This is a genomic window from Streptomyces sp. NPDC001843, from assembly GCF_042891955.1.
GTDB lineage: Bacteria > Actinomycetota > Actinomycetes > Streptomycetales > Streptomycetaceae > Streptomyces.
Genome location: NZ_JBIATQ010000001.1, coordinates 1,101,928 through 1,127,334, shown reverse-complemented (window position 1 = coordinate 1,127,334; position 25,407 = coordinate 1,101,928). Strand labels below are relative to the sequence as shown.

Below are 25,407 nucleotides of genomic sequence, written 5' to 3'. Positions count from 1 at the left end.
TCACAGCCCCTCCACCGGACGCCGACGCAGCCGGTGCAGACGGTGCTTGAGGTGCAGCCGCCAGGCCGTGTCGTTCTGGCCGACGTGTACGCGCGGCAGGGCGTGCCGGCCGGTCAGCGGGCCGGGATCGATCGCGCAGGCGTAGCCGTATCCCGCTTCCCGTACGGCCTCCACTGCGCGGGCGTCGACCGTTCCGTACGGGTAGCAGAAGCCGTGGATCCGGGTGCCGATCAGCTCCTCGAGCCGTGCGCGGCTTTCGGTGACCTCGGTCTTGAGGGTGAGGTCGTCGGCCTTGGTGAGGTCGACGTGCGTCAGCCCGTGCGAGCCGATCTCCACGCCCTCGGCGGCCGCGTGCCGGATGCCGTCCGCGGTCAGCAGCGGCTTGCGCGGGCCGAGCGGGTCCCAGGCGTTGTCGCCGCCCAGCCGTCCCGGCAGGACGAACAGGGTGGCGCCGCAGCCCCAGCGGCGCAGGCGCGGCAGGGCCTCGGTGACGAAGTCGGCGTACCCGTCGTCGAAGGTGAGCCCGGCCAGGCCCCGTCCCTCGCCCCGGGCGCGGGCGGCGAGGAGTTCGGCCACGGACACGCCCCGCAGCCCGTGCCGGCGCAGCCACGCGAGCTGCTTCTCCAGCCGCTCGGGCGTGACGGTGATGCGGTACGGGTCGTCGGAGCAGTCACCCACCGAGTGGTACATCGCCACCCACGGGATCGGGCCCGGGCGGGGGCCGGGGGGTCTGCCGGTGTCGACGGGATCAGCGGAATCAACGGGAGCGGCCATGTGTGAGCCTTCGTGTGACGGTGTGTACGGAGCGCAGTGCGGATGCGAGGCCCTGCGCGCCTGGGCCGGCGGGGCCCAGAGCCCAGGCGAGCGGGACGAAGACGGCGATCACGGTCAGGCAGCCGGCCGCGAGGCCCACCGCCGGGGAGTCGGGCCGGCTCGCGGCGAACGCCCCGGCGACGGTGGCGACGACCGCCGCGCGCACCGGCCTGCTCAGCTCGGTCAGTACCTGCCGGACGTGGAGCGAGACGCTGTGCGGGCTGTCCTGCCGGGTCCGCAGGCCGGCCAGCAGCAGGGCGGCCGTGACGGTGATGCCGAGGGCGTTGGCGGCGGCGATCCCCGCGACACCGCAGGTGCCCACGCTCGCGGCGCCCACCCAGGACGTCACGGCGATGCCCGCGGCCATCGCGCCGACGGGGTACCAGCTCGGCCGGCCCCCCGAGAAGTACGTGCGGACCAGGGCGCCGACCAGGGTCTGGCCCAGCAGCCCGAGGGCGTACACACGCATGACGTCGGCGGTGGCCGCGGTGTCGGCCGCGGTGAACGCCCCCCGCTGGAAGAGCAGTTCGATCATCTGGGGGGCGCAGGCGATCACCGCGCACATGCCCAGCAGCACCAGGCAGGACGCCACCGCCAGGTCCCGCTGCACGCGGCGGCGGGCCCGTTCGGTGTCACCGTCGGCGAGCGCCCGCGCCACCACCGGGAAGGTGACGGTGCACACCATCAGCGACAGCGTCATCGGGATCTGCGCGACCTTCTGCGCGTAGTTCAGGTGCGAGATGGCCCCGGCGGGCAGGGTGGAGGCGAGGAAGCGTTCGACGAGCACCTGCGACTGGCGGCACAGCGCGAACAGGAGTACGGCGGCGACCAGGGCGAGTTGCACAGGCCGCTCCTCGACGTCGGCCCCGGCCTCGCGGGGCGGCCGGCTGCGTGTCGTGAGCTGCTGCCACAGCGACGGCAACTGCACCGCCACCATCAGGCAGCCGCCCGCCGCGACGCCGACCGCCGCGGAGCGCACGCCCCAGCGCCCGCCGAGCAGGAACATCGCGGCGATGATGCCCGTGTTGTAGGCGACGTAGATCGCCGCGGGCGCGACGAACCGTCGGTGGGCCCGCAGGGCGGCGCTGCAGTAGCCCGCGAGCCCGAAGCCCAGCACGCAGGTGGCCGTGAACCGGGTGCAGTCGGCGGCGAGTTCCGGGTCGGGCAGTCCGGGAGCCAGGGCCTGCACCAGGTAGGGAGCCGCCCCGGCGATCACCGCGGCCACCGCCGCGAAGGCGAGGCAGAGCCGGGGCAGGGTGGCGACGACCAGGGCACGGACCGGGTCGCCCGCCGCGCCCCGGGCGCGGCGGGCCAGCGCCATGCTGAACGCGGGGATCAGCACCAGCGCCAGCCCGTCCTCGATGAGCAGCGTGGCGGCGAACTCCGGCACCGTCCACGCGACCAGGAAGGCGTCCGTGTCGCTCCCGGCACCGAACAGCCGCGCCAGCGCCTGGTCGCGTACCAGGCCGAGCACGGAGCCGGCGATGGACAACGACGCCGTGACCAGCGCGGCCCTGGCGAGGAACTTCCGAGAGGCCGAGGTCGGGTCCGCGCCGTCCACGGCCATGTCGGCGGCGCGCGCCGCGGGGACGGTCGCCGCGCCGTCGGTGCCGGATCCGGGCGTTCGGGAAGGCTTTACCGTCATCGCGCCATGACCTCCTCAACGCGCCGATCCGCCCGGGCGCGCGGCGCGGCCTGCGCCGGGGCGGTCGCCGTGCTGTTCGTCTGGGACCCGGGCGGCCGGGAAGGTCGCACCGTCATCGCGCCACGACCTCCTCGGCACGCCGGACCGCCCCGGCCCGCGGCGCGGTCCGCGCCCGTCCGTCACCGGCCAGCGCCCACCACGCCACGAGCCCCAGGCCCATGGCGGTCAGCACGGTGGAGGGGCCGCCGATGTCCCCGTACACGAAGTCGGTCAGCAGCCAGACCAGCAGCCCGCAGGCGACGAGCGCGCAGTCGAGCCCCGGTCCGCGGCGGCCGATCAGCCTCCGCAGCCCGCACACCAGCAGCGCCAGCCAGCCTCCGGCGAGCGTCAGCAGCCCGATCAGACCCTGCTCGCTGAGCACCAGCAGGTACATGTTGTGCGGCGACAGCAGTGCCTGCCTGCGGTAGCTGACGCCCGCGCCGGCGATCTCGGCGCCCGACGACAGCGCCAGGGTGGCGTGCCCGTCCCGGTACTCGGGGAAGCCCTTCAGCCCGACCCCGGTCAGCGGGTGCTGGCGCCACATGCCGGTGGCGGAGGCCCACAGGGTGTACCGGTCGACGACGGACTGGTCGGGGGCGTCGGTGACCTGGGCGATGCTGTCGATCCGCTGCTGCAGCAGCGCGCTGCCGACACCGAACCCGCCCACCAGGATCACGCCCAAGGCGGCCACGGCCGCCGCCACCTTCAGCGCGCGCCGCAGCCCCGCCAGCACGAGCTGCACCGCGCAGGTCACGGCGGTCGCGATCCAGGCACCCCGGCTGAAGGAGACCGCGAGCGGCGCCAGCAGGGCCAGCGCGCATCCGGCGGCGACGGCCCGCTGCCGTACGGAGGCCCGGCCCAGCGCGATACCCACCGCGCACACCAGGCCGAGGGCGACCGCCTCGGCCATGCCCATCACGTCCTGCGCCCCGAAGGTGCCGACCGCCCGGATGTCCGCGCCCTGGTAGGAGGCGCCGGTCCGGGTGACGTACTGGTGGACGCCGATGGCCCCCTGCCACAGGGCGAGCCCCACGAACGACCAGGCCAGCAGCCGGAAGTCGCCCCGGTCGCGGATCAGCAGCAGCACCGCGGCCGGGACGAGCACGAAGACCTGCAGATAGCGGCCGAGGCCGGAGAGTCCGGCCTCGGGCGAGGAAGCCCCCATGGCGGCGAGGGTGAGCCCCACGACCGGCAGGCCCAGCACCACGGCCGCCGTGGGCGGCAGCGGGCGCCGCCGCTCACGCAGGAGACGGATCACGCAGTACACCACCATCAGCCCGGAGACCGCGTCGGCGGGCTCCGCGCCGCCCGGCGTCACCGGCAGGGTCAGCAGAGCGACCACGGCCACCGCGGGCAGCACCGGAGCCGCCGCGGCGGCCCGGCGCGGGAGCGGTGTCAGGGCGTGGGTCACGTCGTTCAGCTCCCCGTCGGACGCACCAGCGAGGCCGCGGTGCGCAGCAGGATGCAGACGTCCTGCCACAGCGACCAGTTGTCGATGTAGGCGTTGTCGAACCGGCTGCGGTCCTCGATGGAGGTGTCACCGCGCAGCCCGTGGATCTGGGCGAGACCGGTGATGCCGACCCGCATCCGGTGGCGGGCCGCGTAACCGGGGTAGGTCTGGCTGAACTGGGCCACGAAGTAGGGGCGTTCGGGCCGCGGACCGACCAGGCTCATGTCGCCGCGGAGCACGTTCCACAGCTGCAGCAGCTCGTCGAGCGAGGTGCGCCGCAACATACGGCAGAACCAGCGCATCTCGCTCTCGTTCGCCACGCTCCACCGGGTCGCGGACTCGTGCTCGTCGACCGGCCGGTGCGTACGGAACTTCAGCAGCGTGAACGGTGCGCCCTTCTTGCCGATGCGCTCCTGCCGGAACACCACGCCCGGCCCGTCGCAGATCCGCAGCGTCACCGCGCACGCCAGGAGGAGGGGACTGACCAGCAGCAGCAGCGTCCCCGAGACGAGGATGTCGAGCAGCCGCTTGCCCACGCCCTCACGGCGCGCGGGGGACAGGTCCAGGAGCCGGCAGGAGAACCCGGCCAGCCGCTCCTTCGTCGTGTACGACGGTGAGTCGGGGTCGACCTCCCACACCGCGCAGCCCGACTCGGCCAGCGCCTGCAGCAGCGCCCCCTGTTCGGCGCGGGCGGAGGGGTGGACGGCCAGCACGGCGCGCACCCCGTTCTGGATGACCGCGCGCTTGACCTCCTCGCCGGTCGTCAGCACGGGCAGGCCCTCGCCGGCGCCGTCCGGCTGCTCGGCGACGATGCCCACGGGGTGTACACCGCACCGCGGGTGACGCAGCAGGGCGGCGGCCACGCGTTGCGCGGTCGCCACCGGGCCGACGATGAGCGCGGTGTGCGGATGGCGCAGCAGCGCGGCGTGCCGCCGTCCGTGCACGATGCCGCGCAGCGCACCGGCCACCGCCGCCTGCAGGATGAAACCCGTCAGTACGGTGCCGATGGACAGGGCGTGCTCCGGCCGGTACGCGGCCACCAGCGCGGCGAGCGCCAGCCAGGTCACCGCGATGCGGCCCCACACGGCGGGCAGTTCCTCCAGCAGCCCCGGCACCGGTGGCCGGACCTCGCGCGGGCGCAGCAGAGTTGAGGCGACGATCAGCACGGCCACGAAGACCGGATGGTGCCGGGCGTCGGTGAGGGCCAGGGCGCCGGCGAGGGCGGCGGTGCCGTCCGCGACGAGCAGCGGAACCGGTGAGTGCGGATGCGCCGGAGGCCGCGGGCCGGGGAACCGGAGACCGGTGGGCGTGCCGCGCGGCGGCATGAGCGAGACGGGTGAGGACTGGTGGTCCCTCGGCTGCACGCCGGGGGAGGGGACGGTACGTTCGGCGGTCACGAGTGGTTCGACTCCCTGTGCTCGGTGGGCGCGACGCGCTGTGTTGACTGGTTCGCCTCGGCGCCACCGCCGGTGTCGAGCGGCCGGCCGTGCTGGGCGCCGCGGGCCTGGGGGTGCTCGAGCCCTCGGGGCGGGCTCGTCCTCGCTGCGGTGGGCGGGGTGCCGAGCAGGTCGCGGTAGACGTCCGCGACCGCCCTGGCGGTGTGCCGCACGTCATGGGTGGACAGCACGTGCCGTCGGGCCCGGTCGCCGAGCGACGCGCGCAGCGGCGGGTCGAGCAGCAACTCCGTGACGGATTCGGCCAGCACCGCCGGGTCGTCCGGGGGGACCAGGCACCGGTCGGCGAAGGAGGCCGGCAGGCTCTCGCGGGCACCGTCGACGTCCGTGACCACGACGGGCCGGCCGCAGGCCATCGCCTCCAGCGGGGCCAGCGCCATGCCCTCCCAGCGGGACGGCAGGACGACGAGGTCGGCGGCCTGGTACCAGGGGCGGGCGTCGGCGACCGCGCCCGCGAACAACACCGACTCGGGGGCGTGTACGCGCAGCCCGTCGCCGTCCGGCCCGTCACCGACGAGGACGAGACGGGCGTCGGGCACTTCGCGCACGACGTCGTTCCACGCCTGCAGCAGGACGTCCTGCCCCTTCTGCCGGCACAGCCGTCCCACGCAGACCACGAGCGGTGCCGCCGGGTCGAGGCCGGCGAGCGGTGGGAGCCCGGCCCGCACCGGGCCGGCCGGGGCCGGGCGGAAGTGCTCGGGGTCGATGCCGTTGGGGATGACGGTCCACCGGCCGGTGATCCCGGCGCGTACGCCGGTGGCGCGCTCGGCCTCGCTGACGCACACGATCCGGGTGGCCCAACGCGCGCCCCGACGCTCCCAGTTGAGCGCCAGCTTCGCGGTGACCCCGCCGACCGCCTCGAACGACCAGGCGTGCGGCTGGAAGACCGTGGGGATCCGCCCGCGCACCGCGAGCCGTCCGGCGAGCCCCGCCTTCGCGCTGTGCGCGTGCACCAGGTCGGGGCGCACCTCGCTGGTCAGTCGTGCGAGGTGCCGTACCTCCCGCAGGAGCGACGGGCCCGGTGACCGAGTCGCCGGCCAGTGCCGTGCGGTCGCGCCGAGTTCCGCGAGCCGCGTGGTCAGTGCGCTGTCGGGGCAGGCCACGGTGACGTCCAGGCCGTCCGCCAGCTGTGCCCGGACCAGATCCGTCACAACACGTGCGACCCCGCCGTCCACCGGTTGGGTGAGGTGCAGGACCCGCGGCCGGGGGCCGGTGGATGACAGATGCATATGTGCGGTTTCCTCGCTCGCGGAAGTGCTCGGGACGGGCGGCGACTGCTCAGCTCTGGGCGTCGACGGCGGCGAAGAGAACACCGGCCCACGCCGTGTCCCGCTCGGCATGGAGCCGGAGGGACAGCTGGTCACCGCCGCGCTGCAGGCCCCTGCCGAGGTCGAACACGTCGGAGTCGTAGCCGAGGTTGTTGGCGTGCCACGGGACACGGCCCGGGGGGTTGTCCCCGAGGTCGCTGATGGTGGAGTTCAGGACGTCGTCGGACGGGTTGGCGGGCCCGCTGAGGTCGGTGGACCCGTCCCGCTCGGTCGTCACGGTGAGCGAGTCGCCGGTGGTGCCGCGGTCGCCGTTGTACGCCACCAGGCCGGCATAGCCCCAGGCGCCGGGGGCGAAGGCGATGTCACGCAGGCGGACGTTCGGTGTGTGGGCGCTCAGCCGTACGAAGCCGTCCCAGAGCGCGAGGTCGCGCAGCGGCTCCGCGGGGTTCTCGTACGCGACCACGAGCGTCCAGCCGCCCCACGCCCCGGCCGCCGACCGGCCGCTCGCCACGTTGACCTGCGCCACGGTGTACAGGCCCGGCGCGCTGTCCCGCACCAGCTGCGTGACGTCCGCCGAGGCCTGGAAGGCCTCCGCGCCGTCGGCCACGCGGTGTCCGACGACCGTGTCGGCGACGACCGGCTTGTAGGCCCCGCCGGGTTCGGCGACGAGCACCCGCCCGTTGTCCTCCGACGGCTTCTGCTCGCCCACGCGCAGGTTGCCGCCCCAGTACAGGCGCGCGTACGACACCCGGGAGCCGGCGGGCAGACGGACCTCCGCGCGGGAGGAGTTGTAGGTGTTCGGGTCGCCGTCGACGTCGACGTAGAACATGTCGAAGTCGCCGTTCACACCGCGCCCGCCCGCCTGCACTTCGGAGCACGCGGGTGCCGGGCGGCAGCTGATGGCGGTGTTGGCGGCGCGCACGATGCCGCCGTGCTGGTGTGCGCGGTACCGCTGGGCGAAGGAGAGGCTGCTCGTCTCGGGTGCGGGCGCGGCGGCCGTCGCGGCCGCCGGGAAGCCGCCGGGTGCCCACATCGCGGCAAGGGCGAGGACGCCCACCGTCGCACGGCGAAGCAGTGGACCCAGGGAAGGGGGCATGACCGTCGTGGCCCTTTCGGAACAGGTGGCGGTGGCAGCGGCAGAGCGCGATGTGTCCGCCGGGAGGGGAGCGTCGGGAGATCCGCACGCTAACCGCTAACCGGACAAGTATGGTGAAACCAGACATGTGTGTCGGAACGGTGAAGCCAGTCGGCTCCCTGGAATCACGCCATCAGCGCACAAATCGGGCGATGTGTCACATGTAGCCCAGGGCTCGGTCCGTGCCGCACCGTTACCCCGAACGGTGTCCGACCGGTTGCAGGCGACCATGGGTGCTTTCACGGTGGGCTCAGGATCGGCCCACCGAAAGGAACACCCATGCGTGCTCTGCCCACACGGCGTATCGCGTCCGGCGCACTGTGCGCCGCCCTCCTGGTCGGGATCACCGGGCCCGCCGCCATGGCGGCCGCCCCGGCCCGCGAGCGCAGCCACACGGCGTCGCCCGACGCGTCGCTCCCCGGTGCGGACGCGCTCGCCACCAAGGTCAGGAGACTGGGCGCCCTCGGGAGCGGCATCACCCCGGTCACCGACCTGCTGAACGCCGTACTCGAGGCGGACAACGGCCGGCTGCCCGCCGCCGAGGCCAGGAAGCTGGGCGACGCCGCCAAGCGCGCCCTGGCCGAGGAGATCGCCAGGAACCCGGCGCAGCGGCGCGCCGCCGACACCACGAGCGACGCGCTGGACGCCCTGCGGGAGGCCATCGACAACCTCGTACAGGCGGTCACCGCCGACACCGTCGACGAGGTGCTTCCGACGGTCACCGACCTGCTGGCCGATCTGATCGACCGCCTCACCGCCACGCTGGTCGACAGCTCGTTGCCGGCGCCGGACGAAGACGAGTCGGTGTCGGCTCCGGTGACCGAGGTGCCGGCCGTCACGCTTCCCGCGATCACGTTCCCCGCGATCACGCTTCCCGCGATCACGCTGCCGACGGTGGTGCCGCCGACTCCTTGAGCGTCGTATCGCTCGCCCTCACCGGTCCGTCGTGGTGCCGGTCCGCAGGAACCGCACCACTACGGACCGGAACTGATCTCATATGAGGACTTGCAATCTTGGGTGTTTCCGGTTTCCGCTCCGGTCACGGCTCGTTAGGCACGGCGACAGAGTCCCCTCCGGCAACCTGCGTTGCCGCGGAAAGGAACACGATGAAGTCCCTGAAGGCTGCCGCCGTCGTTGCCGGATCCCTGATCGCCGCCAGCGTCGGCGCGCCTGCGTTCGCCCAGGACGCCTCCGTCGCTCCCGTCGCGCCCGACGCCCACAGCGCGCCCGACCTCCAGAGCGCCGCTGCGACGCAGAGCGCGCCGGCGGACCAGAGTGCGTCGGCCGTCCAGAGCGCGCCGGTCACGCAGAGTGCTCCGACGGCCCCGAGTGCCCCGGCCGCTCAGGGTGCGCCTGCCGCTCCGAGTGCCCCGGTCGCGCAGAGCACCCCGGCCGCTCCGAGCGGGCCCGTGGCTCCGAGTGCTCCCGTCGCGCAGAGCGCCCCGGTGGCTCCGAGCGCGCCGGTCGCGCAGAGTGCTCCGGTGGCTCCGAGCGCGCCGGTCGCGCAGAGTGCTCCGGCCGCTCCGAGTGCCCCGGTCGCGCAGAGCGCCCCGGTCGCCCCGGTCGCCCCGGTCGCCCCGGCGGCTCCGAGCGCGCCGGTCGCGCAGACCGCTCCGGCCGCTCCGAGCGCCCCTGCGGCCGCGCCGGCGGCCCAGCCGGGCAACCCCGACCTGGCGAACACCGACCTCAGCGGTGGCCTGTCGACCAAGTTCCCCACGGTGAACGGGCACAGCTCGCTGATCCCCTCGGCGAAGGACGCCTCGAACACGCTGGACAAGGTCAAGCCGGTGCACGGCAACCTGTGGCTGTAAAGGCTGGAAGCACGCCCCGCGGAGGGACGGTCCTCGGTGCAGACCGAGGACCGTCCCTCCGTATGTGCGGGGTGATCACCGGCCTGGCCGCGCGGCGGTGACCGCGCGGGACGTTCGGCGGTTAGCGCTACGGACAACCGAACCGGACGAGGAGTGAAGCATGGTCGTCAGCATCGGCGCACCGGTGGATGCCGAGCAGGGAGCACCGGACCCGGCACCGCCAGGACCGGCCGACCGCACACGACGGAAGGCGACGCTCGGCCTGGTCGCGTGCGCGGTGACCGCCGCTCTCACCCCGGTGGCCGTCGCCCTGCGGTTCTCCCGCCGCGGACCCGTGACCGAAGACGCCCTGGACGACACCGCGTTCGACCAGACCTACCGCGGTCACCGCATCCTGGGCATGTGGATGCCCGCCGGGGGCGCGGCCGGTGACGGCCGGTGGCATGTGACGGTGGACGGCCGTCCGCTGCATCTGATGCGCCGTGCCGACGGTACCTGGCTGAGCATGGTCGACCACTACTGCTCGTACCGGACACCGCTCGACGCCGCCCGCGCCGCCGTCGACGAACTCGGCCCCGGCCGGCGGCTGCGGGATGTGGCCCCGGGACCGATGGGCGCCCGGCACTCGCACATGGGGGACCGGCATGGCGTACGTGCGTAAGGACGCCGCCACGCTCACGGCGGCCGAGAAGCGCCGGTTCGTCAGCGCGCTGCTGGAGGTCAAACGGCGGGGCGAGTACGACCAGTTCGTGCGGACGCACATCGAGTACTTCTCCCCGGACGGTGAACAGGGGCTGCGCGCGGCCCACATGGCGCCCTCCTTCCTGCCCTGGCACCGCCGGTTCCTGCTCGAGATGGAGAGCGCGCTGCGCCGGGTGGACCCCTCGGTGACCATCCCCTACTGGGACTGGACGCGCGACCGCACGACCACCTCCGTCCCCTGGACCGAGGACCTGCTCGGCGGCGACGGGCGCCGCTCCGACCACCAGGTGACGACCGGCCCGTTCGCCCACCAGCAGGGTCACTGGACCATCAAGGTGAACGAGAGCGACGAGGAGTTCCTCACCCGGGACCTCGGCCACTCGCGCGACCCCCTCGACCTGCCCACGAAGAGCGAGCTGGAGTGGGCGCTGGCGGACCCCGCCTACGACGTCGCGCCCTGGGACTCGACGGTCACCCGAGGCTTCCGCAACAAGCTGGAGGGCTGGAGCACCGGCCGGGGCAGCGCCGCCTGGTACAACCACAACCGGGTGCACCGCTGGGTCGGCGGGGTGATGCTCAGTGGCGCCTCCGTCAACGACCCCGTCTTCTGGCTGCACCACGCCTTCATCGACCTGCAGTGGTACCGCTGGCAGTCGCGGCACCGCGGGGCCCGCTACCTCCCCGAGACGCCGCCTGGTTCCGGCGACAAGCAACACGGACGGATCGTGGCGCGGCACCAGAAACTGCCGCCGTGGGACGTGACTCCGGACGAGCTCGAGGACGTCGGCCGGATCTACCGGTACGCGTGAGCTGACGCGCGTTCACGACCAGAGCCCCGGCGCTAGGACGCGCCGGGGCTCTGGTGGCAGGACGGCTGGGATCAGTGGCCGTAGTGGTGCTTCTTGTGGTGACCGTTCTTGCAGACGTTGCCGACGGTCGGGTTGAGAAGGCCGGCCACGTGGACGGTGTTGTGGCAGATGTTGATCGGCGCGTGGATCGGCACCTGGATCACATTGCCGGAGGCCAGGCCGCCCGAGTTGATCGCCGCGCCCTCGGCACCGGCGCCCGCCGCGGCGATACCGGCCCCGCTGAGGACCACAGCACCCGTGCCCAGAGCGGCGATGCCAGCCTTCGCGATGAGAGACATCACGTTCTCCTTAGTGACTTGGTAAGCGCGGCGGCATGTTGCTCGACCGCACTCCCCGATCAACGCGGCAGGCGGTAACCAGTTACGGCGTTTGTCCATAGATCACCCTTTGACGCCATCACGGCACGGAAGACACCGGATTCGTCCACTCGGTGTAAGTGTGGCGGTGTCGAAACGTCCTTTTTGCGAAAGATCCTCTAAATTGATCCTGTCAGTGACCAGGCCATCACGGACTGTGTCGACACAAGAAACGGAGTGGTAATGCGCAAGTACCAGAAGGTTGCAGTCGTCGCGGCCATGCTCGGTAGCGTCGGCTTCCTCGGCGCGGGCGTCAGCCAGGCTCACGGCGACGAGGACGGGAAGTACAAGTTCGACAACAAGCAGCACCAGGACTGCTCGGCGGACTACAACGGGTTCACGGGTACGAGCGCTGACCCCGTCGCCCCGGTTCTCGCGGGCACCGGTGCGCAGTACAGCGACAACAGCGACCACCGCAACGTGACCTGCACCCAGATCTGGTCGATCGGTCACTGATCACCGATCGGTTGACCGGGCAGGCCCCGGGGTTCGAACCAGTCCGTTCGAACCCCGGGGCCTGTCGCTTGTCCTCTGGAGCCTGGAAGTGACAGGTGTCTACATCCTCCAGAAACTCACGCACTCGAGCGTTTCTACCATGAAAAGTCGCAAACGCCACTTAGGGTTACATCTGTGAGTGACCGGTTCATCACGGACTGTGTCGACATGAGAAACGGAGAGGTAATGCGCAAGTTCCACAAGGTTGCGGTCGTCGCGGCCATGCTCGGTAGCGTCGGCTTCCTCGGCGCGGGCGTCAGTCAGGCCCACGGTGATGACGACGCGACCGTGAAGCTGGAGAACAAGCAGAACCAGCACTGCTCGGCGGACGGGACTGAAGTGGCGGGCACGAAGGCGGACCCCTTCGCCCCGATCCTCCTGGGCACCGGCTTCCAGTACAACGACAAGAGCGAGCACAAGTCGGTGACCTGCACCCAGATCTTCACCGTCGGCAAGTGATCGCTGGTCGGTTGATCTGACGCGACCCCGGGGTTGGAGCAAATTCCGAGCCCCGGGGTCTGTCGTTTGCTTGCAAAAGTAGCACATTATGCCAATTGCCCGATGCCCGACTTATCGCGTGTTTAATCCCCAAAGAGTCACAAACATCCCCTACAGTTGGCGACTGTCGGTGGCTAGCTCGTTACGGCCTGTGTCAATCCGAGAAGGAGAAGTAATGCGCAAGTACCACAAGGCGGCGGTCGCCGCGGCCATGCTCGGCAGCGTCAGCTTCCTGGGCTCCGGCATCGGTCACGCCGAGGGTGGGGGCCCGCAGGCCAAGGCCGAGCAGTTGTGCTCGGCGAACGAGTCGTTCTGGGGCGGAGGGCTTATCAACGTCCGCAATATCAATCTCGCGGTCAACGTCCTCGGCCTCCAGGCCAACGACCTGAGCAAGCACACGTCGGTGAACTGCACGCAGGTCGCCCCCGCCGGCAAGTGATGGCGGCGTCGCCGCCCGGTCACGGGGGCCGACTCTAAAGGAAAAGGCACGATGCTCAATTCGAAGAAAGTCGCAGCGGCGGCGGGCGTTCTGGGGAGCTTCGCTCTGATCGGCGCCGGTGCCGTCCAGGCCTTCGCCGGTGATGGCTACGGCGGCAAGTGCGCGGACGACGGCAAGGGTCACGTCCGCTGCGTGCAGGTGAGCCAGTATCAGGTCACCACCGACAAGCGCGGAAACATCACGATCGTCAATGAGACGACGCAGGACTGCCCTGTCTCGCACGGTCAGATCTCCTGCGTCAGTAGCTTTGCCGTCCCCGGCAAGAGCTCCTGACGGTCACCGCCCCGCGCGGAGAACGGCCGGACCCCGATTCCGGGGCCCGGCCGTTTCTGCCTGCTATGTGACTTCGCCGGCGAGGCCTTAACCCGTTCGGATGATTTCCGGTTGTATTTATTGTCCCTGGGCGTCACCGTCGGGGTCACTGGGTGTAGACGCCAGTGCGCTGCCCATCCACTGCGCCGAGAGAACCGCAGCAGAACTTTCCGGCAAGGGGCAGCCATGGGTAAACGATCGATGAAGAAGCGGCGGATGTTGATCACCGCGGCCGCCGCCCTGTTCCCCGGTGCCGCATTCGCCGCGGGCTCGGTCGTCAATTACGTGGCCGGCGTCGTGCAGATCACGTTCATCGCCGCAGGAGCCGCCTGCTCCAGCCTGGCCGCCTACGTCGCGTTGCGCTCGAAGGCCAGACTGGCCGACGCTGAGATCGCGGCGTTCAGCGAGAACCTCTGCGCCATCGTGGAGAACCTGGTACGGCTCGCCCATGAGCCGAACGGCACCAACGAGCTCAGGATCCAGACCGTCGACTGGATCACCACGCTGGTCGCCACGAAGGCCGGGCCCGGCACCAGATGCGCCTACTACGCCCTCGAGGAGGACGGCCGTCGTCTCAGACGGCGAGGGCAGTACGGTGACGTCAGTCAGGCGCCCGACGAGTACACCGCCGACGAGGCGGACGGCAGGGACCTGCTGTGGGCGCTCGGCCGCAAGACCGCCGTCAGGATCGACGACACGTTCTCGACCAGCGGCTACCCGACGATCAACCTGGGGGACGGCTACCGGTCGTCCATCGTCGCTCCCGTGTACGTGGGGGACCGGCCCGTGGGAGTCCTCATCCTGGACGCCCCCCGGGTCGATGCCTTCGCGGAGACCGGCGAGGGCTTCGTACGGCTCTTCTCGCTGCTCCTCGCGGCCGTGCACAGCGCGGAGAGGGGATCACGGCTTGCCCCCGGCTGATGACTCGACGGCCCGGCGCTCATGTTCCCGGTCATGTTCCCGGGGGCGGCGCAGCGCCCAGACGGCCACCGGCGCGCCCGCTCCGACCAGTGCCGCCGCCATGCACAGCCCCGCTTGGTACCCCGTTCGCAGGGCTTCGGGGGGCGCGGCGCCCCCGGACTGCGCCGAGCGCTGCACGAAGGTCACGACGGCGCCCACCAACACGATGCCGAACACCCCGGAGAGCTCACGGGTGGCGCTGAACAGGCCGGCGGCGAACCCGGACAGATGACGGGGCGAGGACTCCAGGGCCCGCGTCGTCACGGGCAGTGCCAGGGCGGAACCCGCGCCCACCGTCGCCAGCCCCGGCAGGAGGTCGACGAGGTCGCCGTAGGAACTGCCCAGCGCGACCAGCAGCAAGCCGCAGGCCACCAGCAGCAGCCCCGACGCGGCGACACGGCCGTCTCCCCACCGTCTGGCCATGACCGCGATGAACGGAGCCGTGACGCACAGCGCCAGGACCACCGGAGTGAAGGTCAGCCCCGCCTGTGTGGGACTGAGCCGCAGACCGCTCTGCAGGAACTGGGAGGTGTAGAAGTAGACGCCGGTCACCCCCAGCCCCCACAGCAGCTGGGCGACCAGTCCGCCCAGGAAGGGCCGCCGGTGCAGCAGTTGGCCGAGCGCGGCACTGCGGCGGGGTTCCTGGCGGCAGCACAGCGTCACCACCCCGGCGACGGCGGCGACACCCGAGACGACGACCGTCGGCTCACCGAATCCGTACGCGGGCCCCTGGATCAGGCAGTAGACCAGGGCAGCCAGGGAAAGACAGGTCAGCGCGATCACTCGGTGCGACACGGCCGCGAAGCCGCCCGGCGGGTGGGGTGCGCCGCGGTCGGCGCCGGGCAGGGCGAGGGCGCCGACGAGGAAGCCGGCGATGCCCAGCGGGACGTTCAGCGCGAACAGCCACTCCCAGCCCAGGTGCTGCGTCACGACACCGGAGATGACCGGCCCGAAGGCCAACGCGGAGGCCAACGCCGCCGTCGTGGCGCCGAATCCGGCCGTGCGCACACTGCGCGGCAGGTCGTGGGACATCACCGCCAACGAGGCCGGCAGGATGAACGCCGCGCCGGCGCCCTGCGCGGCACGGAAGCCGACGAGCATCCCCTCCGTGCCCGACAGCGCACAGCACACCGAGGAGCCGGTGAACACCGCGAGCCCGGTGAGCAGCGACCAGCGCCGTCCCCGGGCATCGGTCAGCTGGCCGGCGAACAGCAGAAAACCGGCGAGTGACAACGGATATGCGGTGGCCACCCACTTCAGGCCCGTGTCGCTCATACCGAGTTCCCTGCGCATCTCAGGCAGCGCGACATTCACCACGGTGTTGTCGAGAGCCGTCAGGAACGTGGCGAGAATGACCGCCGTGATGACGCTCAGGGTGCGAAGCCTCACGTGCGAAATATAGGCGCTGGTGACTCGTAGGTTGAGCGTACCGACGGATTGTATCGGCGTGTCACCGGATAAGGGGCACAGCTCCGTGTTTCGCTGTTGCTCTTCGCTGTTGTTTCGCTGCTTGCGTCCGGAACCCCTCGCGCGTGAAGGTGCGGTGAGCCAGTGTCATTCAGGGTGACAGAAACCATCAGCCACCATCTTGCCCAAGCCGCTGCCCTCACACCCGACGAAACGGCCTTCACGTTCGTCGACCACGGCGTCGACACCAGGGGCGTGGCCTCCTCGCTCACCTGGCACGAGCTGGACGAGCGGGTACGGCGGACCGCCCGCGCCCTGCGCTGTGCCGACACGGCCGGGGAAAGAGTGGCGGTGGTCGCACCGCAAAGCCTGGAATACGTCGTCGGATTCCTCGCCGCCGCCTGTGCCGGCGCCATTGCGGTTCCCCTCTTCCCGCCTTCCTTGCCGGGGCACGAGGAGAAGCTTGTCGCGGTACTCCGCGACGCCTCGCCCAGGTTGCTGCTGACCGTGGAGGAACAGCGGAAGCCGCTCATGGAATTCTGCGCGGCGCACGGCATGTCCGCCGACTTCCGCGTCGTCACCGAAGAGGAGCTGGCGCAGAACTCGGCGGGAGTGCGCGAGGACTTCGACGAGCCACTGCCGGACGACGTGGCATACCTGCAATACACCTCGGGCTCCACCCGGATTCCGTCCGGGGTGGCGATCACGCACGCCAATGTGTGCATCAACGCCCGCCAGGCTCTCGACGCCTACGACATCCGCCGGGGCCGCAACTGCACGGTGGGATGGCTGCCGCTGTACCACGACATGGGACTCGTTTCGACGGTCGCCATGCCGCTCATCGGTCACCTGCCGTCGGTCCTCATGGACCCCCTGGCGTTCATCCAGCAACCGGTGCGCTGGCTGCGCCTGCTGACCCGGCACCAAGGGGCTTTCACCGCCGCGCCCAACTTCGCCTACGACTACTGCGCGCAGAGGGTGGACGCCGAGGAACGCGCCGAACTGTCGCTGGATTCCGTCGCGGCCATGGTGAACGGCAGCGAACCCATCGTCCCTCGCACCCTGGAGCGCTTCCAGACGGCCTTCGCGCCCGTCGGGATGAGGCGCACGACCATGCGCCCCTCCTACGGGCTGGCCGAGGCGACCGTGTTCGTGTGCGCGTCACCGGGGGGAGAGGAGCCGGCCGTCACCCCCTTCGACCGGCAGGCCCTCGGGGAGGGGACCGCGCGCACGCTGGAGAGCGGCGACGACCGGGTGATGGTCGAGCTCGTCGGATGCGGCCGGCCGACGGGGCAGGAAATGGCGATCGTCGATCCCGCGACGGGACGACGCCGGGAAGACGGGATCATCGGTGAGATCTGGCTGCGCGGCCCCAACATCGGCCGCGGCTACTGGAACCACCACGAGCAGAGCGAGGCCGTCTTCCACGCGGTCCTCGACGGTGACGACCCCACCGAACCGTGGCTGCGCACCGGCGACCTGGGTGTGTGGCACGACAAGCAGCTCTACGTCACCGGCCGGCTGAAGGACCTGGTGATCATCGACGGGACCAACCACTACCCGCACGACATCGAGGAGACCGTCCAGTCGGCCCATCCGGCGATCCGTCCGCACCACACCGCCGCGTTCTCCGTGCCCGGCGACGACGGCGAGCGGCTGGCCGTCGTGGCCGAGCACGCCCGGAACGTGACCTGGTCCCAGGGAATCGCGCAGGAGGTGACCCAGGCGGTGCGGTCCGCGGTCGCCGCCAGACACGGCGTAGCCGTCCATGACTTCGTGCTGGCGCCGCCCGGCAGTGTGCCCCGCACCACCAGCGGCAAGGTCACCCGCAGCGCCTGCCGCGACCAGTACCTGGCGGGTGCGTGGGCCGACGGCACAGGCGCCTGGAAACGATGACCGGCAGTGTGCAGGCCGCAGGGAGAGGGACAGATGCGAGGAAAGCAGTCGCGACGGTCGGCCGCCCGGCCCGGCCCGGAACCGGCCTCCGCCGCGGAGCTACGGGCCTTCCTGCGCCGGCTCCTCTCCGAGACCTGCGGCATCCCCGAGGCCGGCCTGGACGACACCCGGCCGCTGGTGGACTACGGCCTGACCTCCCGCGCCGCCGTCGGGGTCACCGGCCGGCTGGAACGATTCCTCGACGCGCCGCTGCCGGCCACCCTGCTGTGGGAGAACCCCACCATCGGATCGCTCGTGGAGCGTCTGACCAGGAGTGAGGGAACGGAACCGGAGGGACGCACCGGGGGCGGCAGCGCCGAAGCGGTGGCAGAGCCGGGCCCCGTCGCGGTGATCGGTGTCGGCTGCCGTCTGCCCGGCAACGTGAGCGGCCCCGAGGCCTTCTGGAAGCACCTGATCGCGGGAAGCGACCTCGTCGGCACCGTCCCCGCCCGACGCTGGCGGGACTTCGCCCACCTGCCCGGTGCCGCGGCACTGATGGCACGCACCACCCGCCGGGGCGCCTTCCTCGACGACATCGAGGCGTTCGACGCCGACTGCTTCGGCATCACGCCGCGCGAGGCCGAGGTGATGGACCCCCAGCAGCGCCTGCTGCTGGAGGTCGCCTGCGAGGCCCTCGACCACGCCGGGCGTCCCGCGTACGGCCTTCAGGGCAGCGACACCGGGGTGTTCGTCGGTCTCAGCGCCCTGGAGTACGGGCATCTGACCACGTCGGACCCCACCCGGCTCACCCCGTGGACCAGCACGGGAGCCGCTGGGAGCATCGCCGCGGGCCGGCTGTCGTACCTCTTCGACCTGCACGGACCGAGCATCACCGTCGACACGGCCTGTTCCTCGTCCCTGGTGGCGGTCCACCAGGCGTGCCGCAGCCTGCGTGGCGGTGAGTGCGACACGGCGCTCGCGGCGGGCGTCAACGTCGTTCTCTCGCCCACGGTCACCGCCTCCTTCCAGCAGGCCGGGGCACTCGCGGCGGACGGCCGCTGCAAACCGTTCGACGCCGCCGCCGACGGCATCACCCGCGGCGAGGGCTGCGGCGTCGTCGTCCTCAGACGGCTGGCCGACGCCCTGCGCGACGGCGACCGGGTCCTGGCCGTCATCCGGGGTACGGCGGTCAACAGTGACGGCCGGTCGGCGGGTCTGATGGCCCCCAACCCCGCGGCACAGGAACGTCTGCTGCGCGGCGCGCTCGACGACGCCCGGATCGACGCCGCCGGAATCGACTACGTCGAGGCACACGGCACCGGCACCCTGCTGGGCGACCCCATCGAGGCCGGCGCACTGGGTGCCGTGCTCGGCCGCGGCAGACCGGCGCACCAGCCCCTGCTCATCGGCTCCGTGAAGAGCAACCTGGGCCATCTGGAAGGCGCCGCGGGGATCGTCGGCCTGATCAAGACGGTACTGGCGCTGCACCACCGCCGTATCCCGGGCAGTCTGCACTTCCACCGGCCCAACCCGCACATCGACTTCGACTCCCTCGGTCTCCGTGTCGTCACCGAGCCCGTCGCCTGGCCGGACCGGGGGACCCGCCCGGCCCGGGCAGGCGTGTCCGCCTTCGGTTTCGGAGGCACCAACGCGCACGTCGTCCTGGAACAGGCGGCGGGCGCCGAACCGCACACCGGGAGCCGGGACGGCCATGCCGCGCCCGCACAGGTTCTCGTCGTGTCGGCCCGCTCCCACGACCGGATCGGCGACGCCGCGACCGGCCTCGCCCGGCTGCTGTCGGCCGACGACGCACCCGCGCTCAGGGACGTCTCCCACACCCTGGCCCGCAACCGGAGAGGGCCCGTGTGCGCCGCCGTCGTAGCGCGCACCCACGAGGAGGCGGCCGGACTCCTCGGCGCCCTGGCCCGCGGCGAGGAGGCCCCGGGCTGTGTGCCTCCCGGCACCGACGACCGGGCGGCGCGGCCTTCGGGCGCCCGTCGTCCCGTCCTCGTGTTCTCCGGTCACGGCTCCCAGTGGCAGGGCATGGGGCTCGGCCTGCTGAGGGACGATCCCGTGTTCGAGGCGGCGGTCCGTGAGCTGGACCCGGTGTACCTCACCCGGATGGGCCGGTCACTGCGGGACATGCTCGGGCAGACCACGGCGGCACCGGGCGTCGAGCACGTCCAGCCGCTGCTGTTCGGGATGCAGATCGCCCTGGCGCGCACCTTCCTCGCCCACGGGGTCGAACCCGCCGCCGTCATCGGCCACTCCGTCGGAGAGGTCGGCGCCGCGGTCGTCGCCGGTGCCCTGGACGTCGCCGACGGTCTGCGGGTCGTCCTCGACCGGTCGGCCCGGCTCGCCGGCCTCGACAGCGAAGGCGCCGGCGCCATGGCCGCGGTCGAACTGGCCGACGAGGAACGCGAGGAGGTCCTGTCGCGCTTCCCAGGTGTCGAGATCGCCGTGCACTTCTCCCCGCGCAGAGCCACCGTCGCCGGACCGGCCCGGGCCGTCCGCGGCCTGGTCGACGAACTCACCGGCCGGGGCCGTATGGCACGGCTCCTCGACGTCGGCGGAGCGGGGCATTCCGCCGCGATCGATCCGATCGTGCCAGGCCTGCGCGAGGCCCTGAGCACACTCCGGCCCGGCACCGCGCACCTCGCCTGGTACAACACCGTCCTCGACGATCCGCGTGCCCCCGTCCAGGCCGACGCCGCCTACTGGTGCGCCAACGTGCGCCGCCCCGTCCGGCTGCGGCAGGCCGTCGCCGCGGCCGCCGCCGACGGACACGATCTCTTCCTGGAGATCTCGCCCCACCCCGTCGCCCTGGCCCCCCTGACCGAGACCCTGCAAGCCGCCGGCATCCCCGAAGCGGTGGTGGTCCCCGCCCTGCACAAGCGGGTCGACGAGGTGGTCGCCCTGCGCGGCGCGCTCTTCCGGCTGCACCTCGCGGGAGCCGAAGTGGACGAGGACCGGCTCTGGCCCGCAGGGACACGGATCCCGCTGCCCAGCCCGCCCTGGCGCCACGAACGCCACTGGTTCGCGAGCCGCAATTTGGCGGCCGGTGACCCCCGCGCGGGCCACTCCCCGCTGGGCCGTCGCACCGACGACCCGCGTACGGGTGCGGTGCTCTGGCAGACCGAGCTCAGCGCGGACGGCGACCGAACGGCGGTACGACAACTCCACGGCCGGACCGTCCTCACCCTGCCCGCGGCCGCCGCACTCATGATCGCGGCGGCCCAGGAGATCCACGAGCGGGACGGGCTTCCTGAACTGCGCCTGGAGGACGTGGCCGTCCACCGATGGCTGCCCCTGGCCGGCAGGACACCGGTGACCGTCGTCTGGGACCCCTCCGGCACCGGCGCCACCGTCACCGTCAACGCCCGCACCACGAGCGGCACCTGGACCTGCCACGCATCGGCACGGATCCCCACCGACCCGGCACCGGCTCCCGACGTCCCGCCCACCCCACCGGCCGTCGTCAGCCACTGGAGCCGCGCCGACTCCGGGGAACCCGCCGGGGAGTCGTACGAGGAACTCCTCGCCGCGATGCTGTACGCGCCGGCCGACGCCGATGACACCCCCGCGGGCCTGCGGTGCCTGCACCTCCAGAACCCCGGCGCGCTGAGCACGCAGTACACCCTCCACGCCTTCGAGGACGCTTCCGACGGAAGCTGGGACGTCGTGGCGGAAGCGGCCGACGCGCGCATCACCGCGAAGGGTCTGCGCCTTCGCCCCGCCGAGGAGGGCGAGGTCCCCCGGCACCTCGAAGCGCTCGTTCACGACATCCAGTGGCAGAAGTCGACCGTCCCGCTCCCGGCACCGCTCGACAGCGCCCTGATCCTCGCAGGCGACACCGACACCGACACCGACACCGGCACCGGCACCGGCACCGGCCAGAACGCCCTGGCCACCGGGCTCGCGAAGGCGCTGGCGGCGAAGAGCGTAAGGACCACGACCCGGCCGCTCACCGCACCCGCCGACCGGTTGCTCGACGACTGGCCGCAGGGAACGGCTCCGGCGGCTCCCCGCGCTGTCGTACTGCTCCTCGGTGTCACTCCCGGGTCCCCGGCCGACGCGCTGTGCAGCGCCGCGCGGGTCGCTCGGCAACTCGCCGCCGACCGGCACGCCCAGCACCGGCCCCGGCTCTGGCTGGTCACCGTACGGGCCCGGGCCACCGCACCGGGCGAGCCCGGCAAGCCCGAGCTGGCCTGCCTGCGCGGTCTGGTACGCACGCTCGCCCTCGAGGAACCGGCCCTGCGCGCGACCCTCGTCGACATCGACGACCAGTTCGACCACGTGGACGACCTCGTGCAGGAGCTCCTCGGCAACAGCCCCGAGGACGAGGTCGTCTGGCGGGCGGGCACCCGCAAGGTCGCCCGGCTCTCGCCCGCCGACTGCGCGGAGCAGCAGTACGAGGCACCGTTCGTGCGCCGCAGCGGTTCCTACATCGTCACCGGCGGCCTCACCGGCCTGGGGCTCGCGACGGCCCGCCGCCTGGCCGAGCAGGGGGCCGGCCAGCTGGTCCTGTGCGGAAGACGGCCGGCCGGCCCGGAGGCGGAAGAGGTCATCGCAGGGCTGCGCGAGCTCGGGACGTCCGTCGCCGTGGTGCGGGGGGACATCGCCGACCCGGACGTGGCTCCCCGCCTGGTGCGGACCGCGATCGAGGAGGGGCACCCGCTGCGCGGGGTCGCCCACTGTGCCGGCGTCCTGCACGACCGCATGATCACCGACCTGGAGCCCGACGACATCCACACCGTGCTGCGGCCCAAGGTCACCGGGGCACTGCGGCTGGAAGCGGCCGTCGACTCCCACGACCTCGACTGGTGGGTGTTCTACAGCTCCGCGGCCGCCCTCCTCGGCTCACCCGGCCAGTCCGCGTACGCGGCCGCCAACGCCTGGCTGGACGCGATCGCCCAACGCCGCAGAGCGGAGGGCAGACCTGCCACGTCCATCGCCTGGGGCCCCTGGCGGGAGGTTGGTGCCGCGCCCGAAAACCCGGCCCTGGCAATGGAATCACTCACCGTGGCCGAGGGACTGGACGCCCTGCAGACCCTGGTCGTCCACCACCACACGCACACGGGTGTCGTGCACCTCGACGGCCGGCGAGTCCTCGAGGCCTTCCCCTCCCTGGCCGACATCCCCTTCTTCAGCGACAGCCTCCGCGTCCAGGACACCTCCGTGGACGACTGGCCGGGGCCCGGCGCCCTGGAAACCCTCGGCGAGCGGGCCGCCGACGAGATCTGCAAGCGGCTGGCCGAGCGAACCGCCGCGATCATGGGCTTCCGCGCCCCGGACCTCGACGACACGGTTCCGCTGCCCGCGCTCGGGCTGGACTCCCTGATGGCCGTCCGCATCCGCAACGCCGTCCTGCAGGACTTCGCCGTCGAGCTGTCCCCGGACCTCATGCTGCGCGGGGCGACCCTGACCGAGGTCGGCGAGACCGTCCTGGCGGAGCTCGGGCTGCGACGTGAGGCACACGTCGCGCCACAACAGGACACCGCCGCGGCGGCGGCCGCCCCGGACCCCGGTACGGGTGTTCGCCCCGGGAGCCCGGTCCGTGAAGGGCACACCCCCCCGGGGGTCCTGCCCGCCGCGACGCTGCCGTCCTCCATCCAGCCACGCGACGCCGCCGAGCGTCTGGTGGCCGGCGCCTGGGCGGAAGTCCTGCCGGAGCCACCGACGGACGTCCGCTGCCACCTCCTCGCGGCCGGCGCGGACCAGCGCGTCGCGGAGGAACTGATCCAGGCGATCCGCCGTCGCCTGGGCGAGGACGCCGAGCTCACGCTGACCGCCGAGACGGTGCTCGAGCAAGGGACGGTGGCCGCCGTCGCGGAACTCGTCCGGCCGGCGGTCAACCCCACCGGCGAAAGCGTCGTGAACACCCTGCGGCCGTCACGGCCGGGCTCCTCCAGGCCGCCCTTGTTCACCTTCCACCCCGCCGGCGGCCCGACGTCCGTCTACCAGCCGCTGACCCGGCTCCTGCCCCGCGAGCAGCCGGTGTACGGGATGGAACGGCTGGACCGCGTGCACTCGATGGAGGAGAAGGCCGCGCGCTACCTGTCCCTCATCAGGAGGATCCAGCCGCGGGGGCCCTACCGGCTCCTCGGCTGGTCCTTCGGCGGCTGCCTCGCCTACGAGACGGCACAGCAGCTGACGGACGCGGGTGAGAGCGTCACCTTCCTCGGACTGATCGACACGATCCTGCCCGCCGCCCTGCCGGACCTGGACTCCGAGGAACTACTGCTCGAACGCTTCCGCCGGTTCGCCGCGTACATCGAGAAGACCTACGGGCAGCACCTGGACCTGCCCTACGACGAACTCGCGGCCACGCCCGACGACCAGCAGATCGACGTCGTCATGCGCGTGGCGGCGCGGGCAGGGCTCGACATGAGCCCCGGCGTCATGGAACACCAGCGCACCTCCTACATCGACGCCCGGGTCGGCGAGCGCTACGTCCCCCGCCCGTACAGCGGCCCCGTGGTGCTCTACCGCGCGCAGCAGGCGCAGCGCCTCACGACGGCCCTCGACCCGCGTTACCTCAGGTCGGAGGCCGACCTGGGCTGGGCGCCGCTGTGCCCCCGTCTCGAAGTGGTGCCCGTCGAGGGCGACCACCTCTCCCTGATCGACCCGCCGCACGTGACGGCCATCGCCCACCACCTCACGCGGTCCCTGGCGGTGACCGGGTGAGCCGCGCCGCGCGCCGACCGCGTATCCGGACGTACCTGCTCGGTGGCGTGCTGCTGATGTCGTCGCTGTCCGCGGCGGGGCACGCCACGGCGGCCACAGATGCCCGGCAAGCCACAGCGGTCCCAGTGGCCCGGCAGGCCACAGCCGCCGGGGCACGCCCCGGGCCGGCCCTTGCGGACGACGGCGCCTACATCAGCCGTGTGGAACCCCTCGACGAGCGCGTGCTCGACCTCACGGTCGAGTCACCGGCCATGAGAGGCGGCATGCCGGTGCGCGTCATCCTCCCCCGGCACTGGCGGGAGGAACCGAACAGCACCTTCCCGGTCGTCTACCTGCTGCAGGGGGCGAGCGACGACTACACGTCGTGGACCCGTGAAACCGACATCGAGGAACTCGCCGCCGACACGGACGTCCTCGTCGTCATGCCGGAAGGGGGCCGAGCCGGCTTCTACACCGACTGGTGGGACCACGGCAGGAGCACGGCCCCGCGCTGGGAGACGTTCCACACCGGGGAACTGAGGCAGTTGGTGGAGCGCGCGTTCCGCGGCGACGGCACACGGGCGGTCATCGGACTGTCCGAGGGCGGCCTGGGCGCGCTGAACTACGCCGCACGTCACCCGAACAGCTACCGTTTCGTCGGTTCCCTCAGCGGTGTCGTCGACACCTCCGACCCGGTCATGCGGTTCGGCATCGCCGTCACCTGCCTGCGTGAGCACGTCGATCCCGAGCGTCTGTGGGGGCAGCCGGACGCACAGCGACGGATCTGGGACGCCCACAACCCCACCCGCATGGTGAGCAGGTTCAGGAACACCTGGGTCTACCTCTATGCCGGGACGGGTGTTCCGGGCGGACTGGAGCAGGGGTTCGACCTGGCCGCCTCCCTCTTGGAGAAACCCCTGGGCCCCTCGACCTACGCGTTCGCCCGTGACCTGCGCCGTAGCGACGTCAAGGTCACCACCGACCTGTTCAAGCCCGGCACCCATGCGTGGCCTTACTGGCAGCGGGAGTTGCACCGCATGTGGCCTTCGGTGCTCTCCGCGCTGGGGGCCGGCGCCTCCGAGCACTGACCGCCGGTTCGCGCCCGGTCGGGGACCCGTCCGGAGAACCCGCCCGGAGGTCTTCGAGGTGCCGT

Annotated in this window: 21 protein-coding genes; 12 read left to right on the top strand and 9 right to left on the bottom strand. The window is 72.1% G+C overall.

The genetic code is table 11. From position 1 onward, the window contains the following. The 6 genes from ACFYZQ_RS05205 to ACFYZQ_RS05180 form a co-directional block, all read right to left on the bottom strand. The gene (locus ACFYZQ_RS05205) at positions 1–774 is read right to left on the bottom strand and encodes a polysaccharide deacetylase family protein (RefSeq protein ID WP_389141720.1); all 774 of its coding nucleotides are present in this window, start codon (positions 772–774) and stop codon (positions 1–3) included. Next, a complete protein-coding gene (gene murJ / locus ACFYZQ_RS05200; RefSeq protein ID WP_389141718.1) occupies positions 758–2,458 on the bottom strand; it encodes a murein biosynthesis integral membrane protein MurJ in 1,701 nt (566 codons plus the stop codon). The genes ACFYZQ_RS05205 and murJ overlap by 17 nt, the downstream gene beginning before the upstream one ends. 112 nt (positions 2,459–2,570) lie before the next feature. Further along, positions 2,571–3,908: an O-antigen ligase family protein gene (locus tag ACFYZQ_RS05195; protein WP_389141716.1), complete on the bottom strand. Its 1,338-nt coding sequence runs from the start codon at positions 3,906–3,908 to the stop codon at positions 2,571–2,573. A gap of 5 nt (positions 3,909–3,913) precedes the next feature. Continuing rightward, complete coding sequence (locus ACFYZQ_RS05190) at positions 3,914–5,344, bottom strand: exopolysaccharide biosynthesis polyprenyl glycosylphosphotransferase (RefSeq protein ID WP_389141714.1); 1,431 nt, start codon at positions 5,342–5,344, stop codon at positions 3,914–3,916. Beyond that, entirely contained in the window at positions 5,341–6,630 is a 1,290-nt protein-coding gene (locus ACFYZQ_RS05185; protein ID WP_389141712.1) for a glycosyltransferase family 4 protein, read from the bottom strand. Before ACFYZQ_RS05185 ends, ACFYZQ_RS05190 begins: the two co-directional genes overlap by 4 nt. A 49-nt stretch (positions 6,631–6,679) precedes the next feature. After that, positions 6,680–7,765, bottom strand: a complete 1,086-nt coding sequence (locus ACFYZQ_RS05180) for a DUF3344 domain-containing protein (RefSeq protein ID WP_389141710.1) — start codon at positions 7,763–7,765, stop codon at positions 6,680–6,682. 318 nt (positions 7,766–8,083) lie between these two features. On the opposite strand from ACFYZQ_RS05180, the gene ACFYZQ_RS05175 reads away from it, so the two are divergent. Further along, a complete protein-coding gene (locus ACFYZQ_RS05175; RefSeq protein ID WP_389141708.1) occupies positions 8,084–8,719 on the top strand; it encodes a hypothetical protein in 636 nt (211 codons plus the stop codon). A gap of 124 nt (positions 8,720–8,843) precedes the next feature. Here ACFYZQ_RS05175 and ACFYZQ_RS05170 read toward each other — a convergent pair whose 3' ends face one another. Then, entirely contained in the window at positions 8,844–9,110 is a 267-nt protein-coding gene (locus ACFYZQ_RS05170) for a hypothetical protein (protein WP_389141706.1), read from the bottom strand. 175 nt (positions 9,111–9,285) lie between these two features. Between ACFYZQ_RS05170 and ACFYZQ_RS05165 the strand changes: the two genes are divergently transcribed. From ACFYZQ_RS05165 to ACFYZQ_RS05155, 3 genes are all read left to right on the top strand, one after another. Further along, positions 9,286–9,615 (top strand): hypothetical protein, encoded by a 330-nt coding sequence (locus tag ACFYZQ_RS05165; RefSeq protein WP_389141704.1) that lies wholly within the window; start codon positions 9,286–9,288, stop codon positions 9,613–9,615. Between the two features lie 160 nt (positions 9,616–9,775). Next, positions 9,776–10,276: a tyrosinase family oxidase copper chaperone gene (locus ACFYZQ_RS05160; RefSeq protein ID WP_389141702.1), complete on the top strand. Its 501-nt coding sequence runs from the start codon at positions 9,776–9,778 to the stop codon at positions 10,274–10,276. Continuing rightward, positions 10,260–11,126 carry a tyrosinase family protein gene (locus tag ACFYZQ_RS05155; protein WP_389141700.1) on the top strand — a complete coding sequence of 289 codons (867 nt, stop codon included), beginning with the start codon at positions 10,260–10,262 and terminating at the stop codon, positions 11,124–11,126. Before ACFYZQ_RS05160 ends, ACFYZQ_RS05155 begins: the two co-directional genes overlap by 17 nt. Before the next feature lie 71 nt (positions 11,127–11,197). Here the strand turns inward: ACFYZQ_RS05155 and ACFYZQ_RS05150 are convergent, their stop codons facing one another. Further along, positions 11,198–11,464 carry a chaplin gene (locus ACFYZQ_RS05150; RefSeq protein ID WP_389141698.1) on the bottom strand — a complete coding sequence of 89 codons (267 nt, stop codon included), beginning with the start codon at positions 11,462–11,464 and terminating at the stop codon, positions 11,198–11,200. Positions 11,465–11,725: 261 nt separating this feature from the next. Here ACFYZQ_RS05150 and ACFYZQ_RS05145 point away from each other — a divergent pair, with 261 nt between their 5' ends. The 5 genes from ACFYZQ_RS05145 (at position 11,726) to ACFYZQ_RS05125 (ending at position 14,267) form a co-directional block, all read left to right on the top strand. Continuing rightward, positions 11,726–11,998, top strand: a complete 273-nt coding sequence (locus ACFYZQ_RS05145; RefSeq protein WP_389141696.1) for a hypothetical protein — start codon at positions 11,726–11,728, stop codon at positions 11,996–11,998. A gap of 225 nt (positions 11,999–12,223) precedes the next feature. Then, positions 12,224–12,496 (top strand): hypothetical protein, encoded by a 273-nt coding sequence (locus tag ACFYZQ_RS05140; RefSeq protein ID WP_389141694.1) that lies wholly within the window; start codon positions 12,224–12,226, stop codon positions 12,494–12,496. Positions 12,497–12,710: 214 nt separating this feature from the next. Further along, on the top strand, positions 12,711–12,974 hold the full coding sequence (locus tag ACFYZQ_RS05135; protein ID WP_389141692.1) for a hypothetical protein: 264 nt from the start codon (positions 12,711–12,713) through the stop codon (positions 12,972–12,974). Positions 12,975–13,025: 51 nt separating this feature from the next. After that, positions 13,026–13,307, top strand: coding sequence for a hypothetical protein (locus tag ACFYZQ_RS05130; RefSeq protein WP_389141690.1), 282 nt, complete (start codon positions 13,026–13,028; stop codon positions 13,305–13,307). Between the two features lie 225 nt (positions 13,308–13,532). Beyond that, positions 13,533–14,267 carry a GAF domain-containing protein gene (locus ACFYZQ_RS05125; RefSeq protein ID WP_389141688.1) on the top strand — a complete coding sequence of 245 codons (735 nt, stop codon included), beginning with the start codon at positions 13,533–13,535 and terminating at the stop codon, positions 14,265–14,267. Here the strand turns inward: ACFYZQ_RS05125 and ACFYZQ_RS05120 are convergent. Then, complete coding sequence (locus ACFYZQ_RS05120; protein WP_389141686.1) at positions 14,247–15,695, bottom strand: MFS transporter; 1,449 nt, start codon at positions 15,693–15,695, stop codon at positions 14,247–14,249. The genes ACFYZQ_RS05125 and ACFYZQ_RS05120 overlap by 21 nt on opposite strands. A 174-nt stretch (positions 15,696–15,869) precedes the next feature. Between ACFYZQ_RS05120 and ACFYZQ_RS05115 the strand changes: the two genes are divergently transcribed. The 3 genes from ACFYZQ_RS05115 to ACFYZQ_RS05105 are packed head-to-tail and all read left to right on the top strand — an operon-like array spanning position 15,870 to position 25,342. Further along, complete coding sequence (locus ACFYZQ_RS05115) at positions 15,870–17,609, top strand: fatty acyl-AMP ligase (protein ID WP_389141684.1); 1,740 nt, start codon at positions 15,870–15,872, stop codon at positions 17,607–17,609. Positions 17,610–17,642: 33 nt separating this feature from the next. Continuing rightward, the gene (locus ACFYZQ_RS05110) at positions 17,643–24,275 is read left to right on the top strand and encodes an SDR family NAD(P)-dependent oxidoreductase (RefSeq protein ID WP_389141682.1); all 6,633 of its coding nucleotides are present in this window, start codon (positions 17,643–17,645) and stop codon (positions 24,273–24,275) included. Beyond that, positions 24,272–25,342 (top strand): alpha/beta hydrolase, encoded by a 1,071-nt coding sequence (locus ACFYZQ_RS05105; protein ID WP_389141680.1) that lies wholly within the window; start codon positions 24,272–24,274, stop codon positions 25,340–25,342. Before ACFYZQ_RS05110 ends, ACFYZQ_RS05105 begins: the two co-directional genes overlap by 4 nt. Positions 25,343–25,407 lie beyond the last annotated feature (65 nt).

Bases quoted from the DNA above. Each gene is read 5' to 3' on its own strand.
- ACFYZQ_RS05205 (WP_389141720.1), bottom strand. From the start codon at position 774: ATGGCCGCTCCCGTTGATTCCGCTGATCCCGTCGACACCGGCAGACCC.
- murJ (WP_389141718.1), bottom strand. From the start codon at position 2,458: ATGACGGTAAAGCCTTCCCGAACGCCCGGATCCGGCACCGACGGCGCG.
- ACFYZQ_RS05185 (WP_389141712.1), bottom strand. From the start codon at position 6,630: ATGCATCTGTCATCCACCGGCCCCCGGCCGCGGGTCCTGCACCTCACC.
- ACFYZQ_RS05180 (WP_389141710.1), bottom strand. From the start codon at position 7,765: ATGCCCCCTTCCCTGGGTCCACTGCTTCGCCGTGCGACGGTGGGCGTC.
- ACFYZQ_RS05175 (WP_389141708.1), top strand. From the start codon at position 8,084: ATGCGTGCTCTGCCCACACGGCGTATCGCGTCCGGCGCACTGTGCGCC.
- ACFYZQ_RS05160 (WP_389141702.1), top strand. From the start codon at position 9,776: ATGGTCGTCAGCATCGGCGCACCGGTGGATGCCGAGCAGGGAGCACCG.
- ACFYZQ_RS05155 (WP_389141700.1), top strand. From the start codon at position 10,260: ATGGCGTACGTGCGTAAGGACGCCGCCACGCTCACGGCGGCCGAGAAG.
- ACFYZQ_RS05150 (WP_389141698.1), bottom strand. From the start codon at position 11,464: ATGTCTCTCATCGCGAAGGCTGGCATCGCCGCTCTGGGCACGGGTGCT.
- ACFYZQ_RS05145 (WP_389141696.1), top strand. From the start codon at position 11,726: ATGCGCAAGTACCAGAAGGTTGCAGTCGTCGCGGCCATGCTCGGTAGC.
- ACFYZQ_RS05140 (WP_389141694.1), top strand. From the start codon at position 12,224: ATGCGCAAGTTCCACAAGGTTGCGGTCGTCGCGGCCATGCTCGGTAGC.
- ACFYZQ_RS05135 (WP_389141692.1), top strand. From the start codon at position 12,711: ATGCGCAAGTACCACAAGGCGGCGGTCGCCGCGGCCATGCTCGGCAGC.
- ACFYZQ_RS05130 (WP_389141690.1), top strand. From the start codon at position 13,026: ATGCTCAATTCGAAGAAAGTCGCAGCGGCGGCGGGCGTTCTGGGGAGC.
- ACFYZQ_RS05125 (WP_389141688.1), top strand. From the start codon at position 13,533: ATGGGTAAACGATCGATGAAGAAGCGGCGGATGTTGATCACCGCGGCC.
- ACFYZQ_RS05110 (WP_389141682.1), top strand. From the start codon at position 17,643: ATGCGAGGAAAGCAGTCGCGACGGTCGGCCGCCCGGCCCGGCCCGGAA.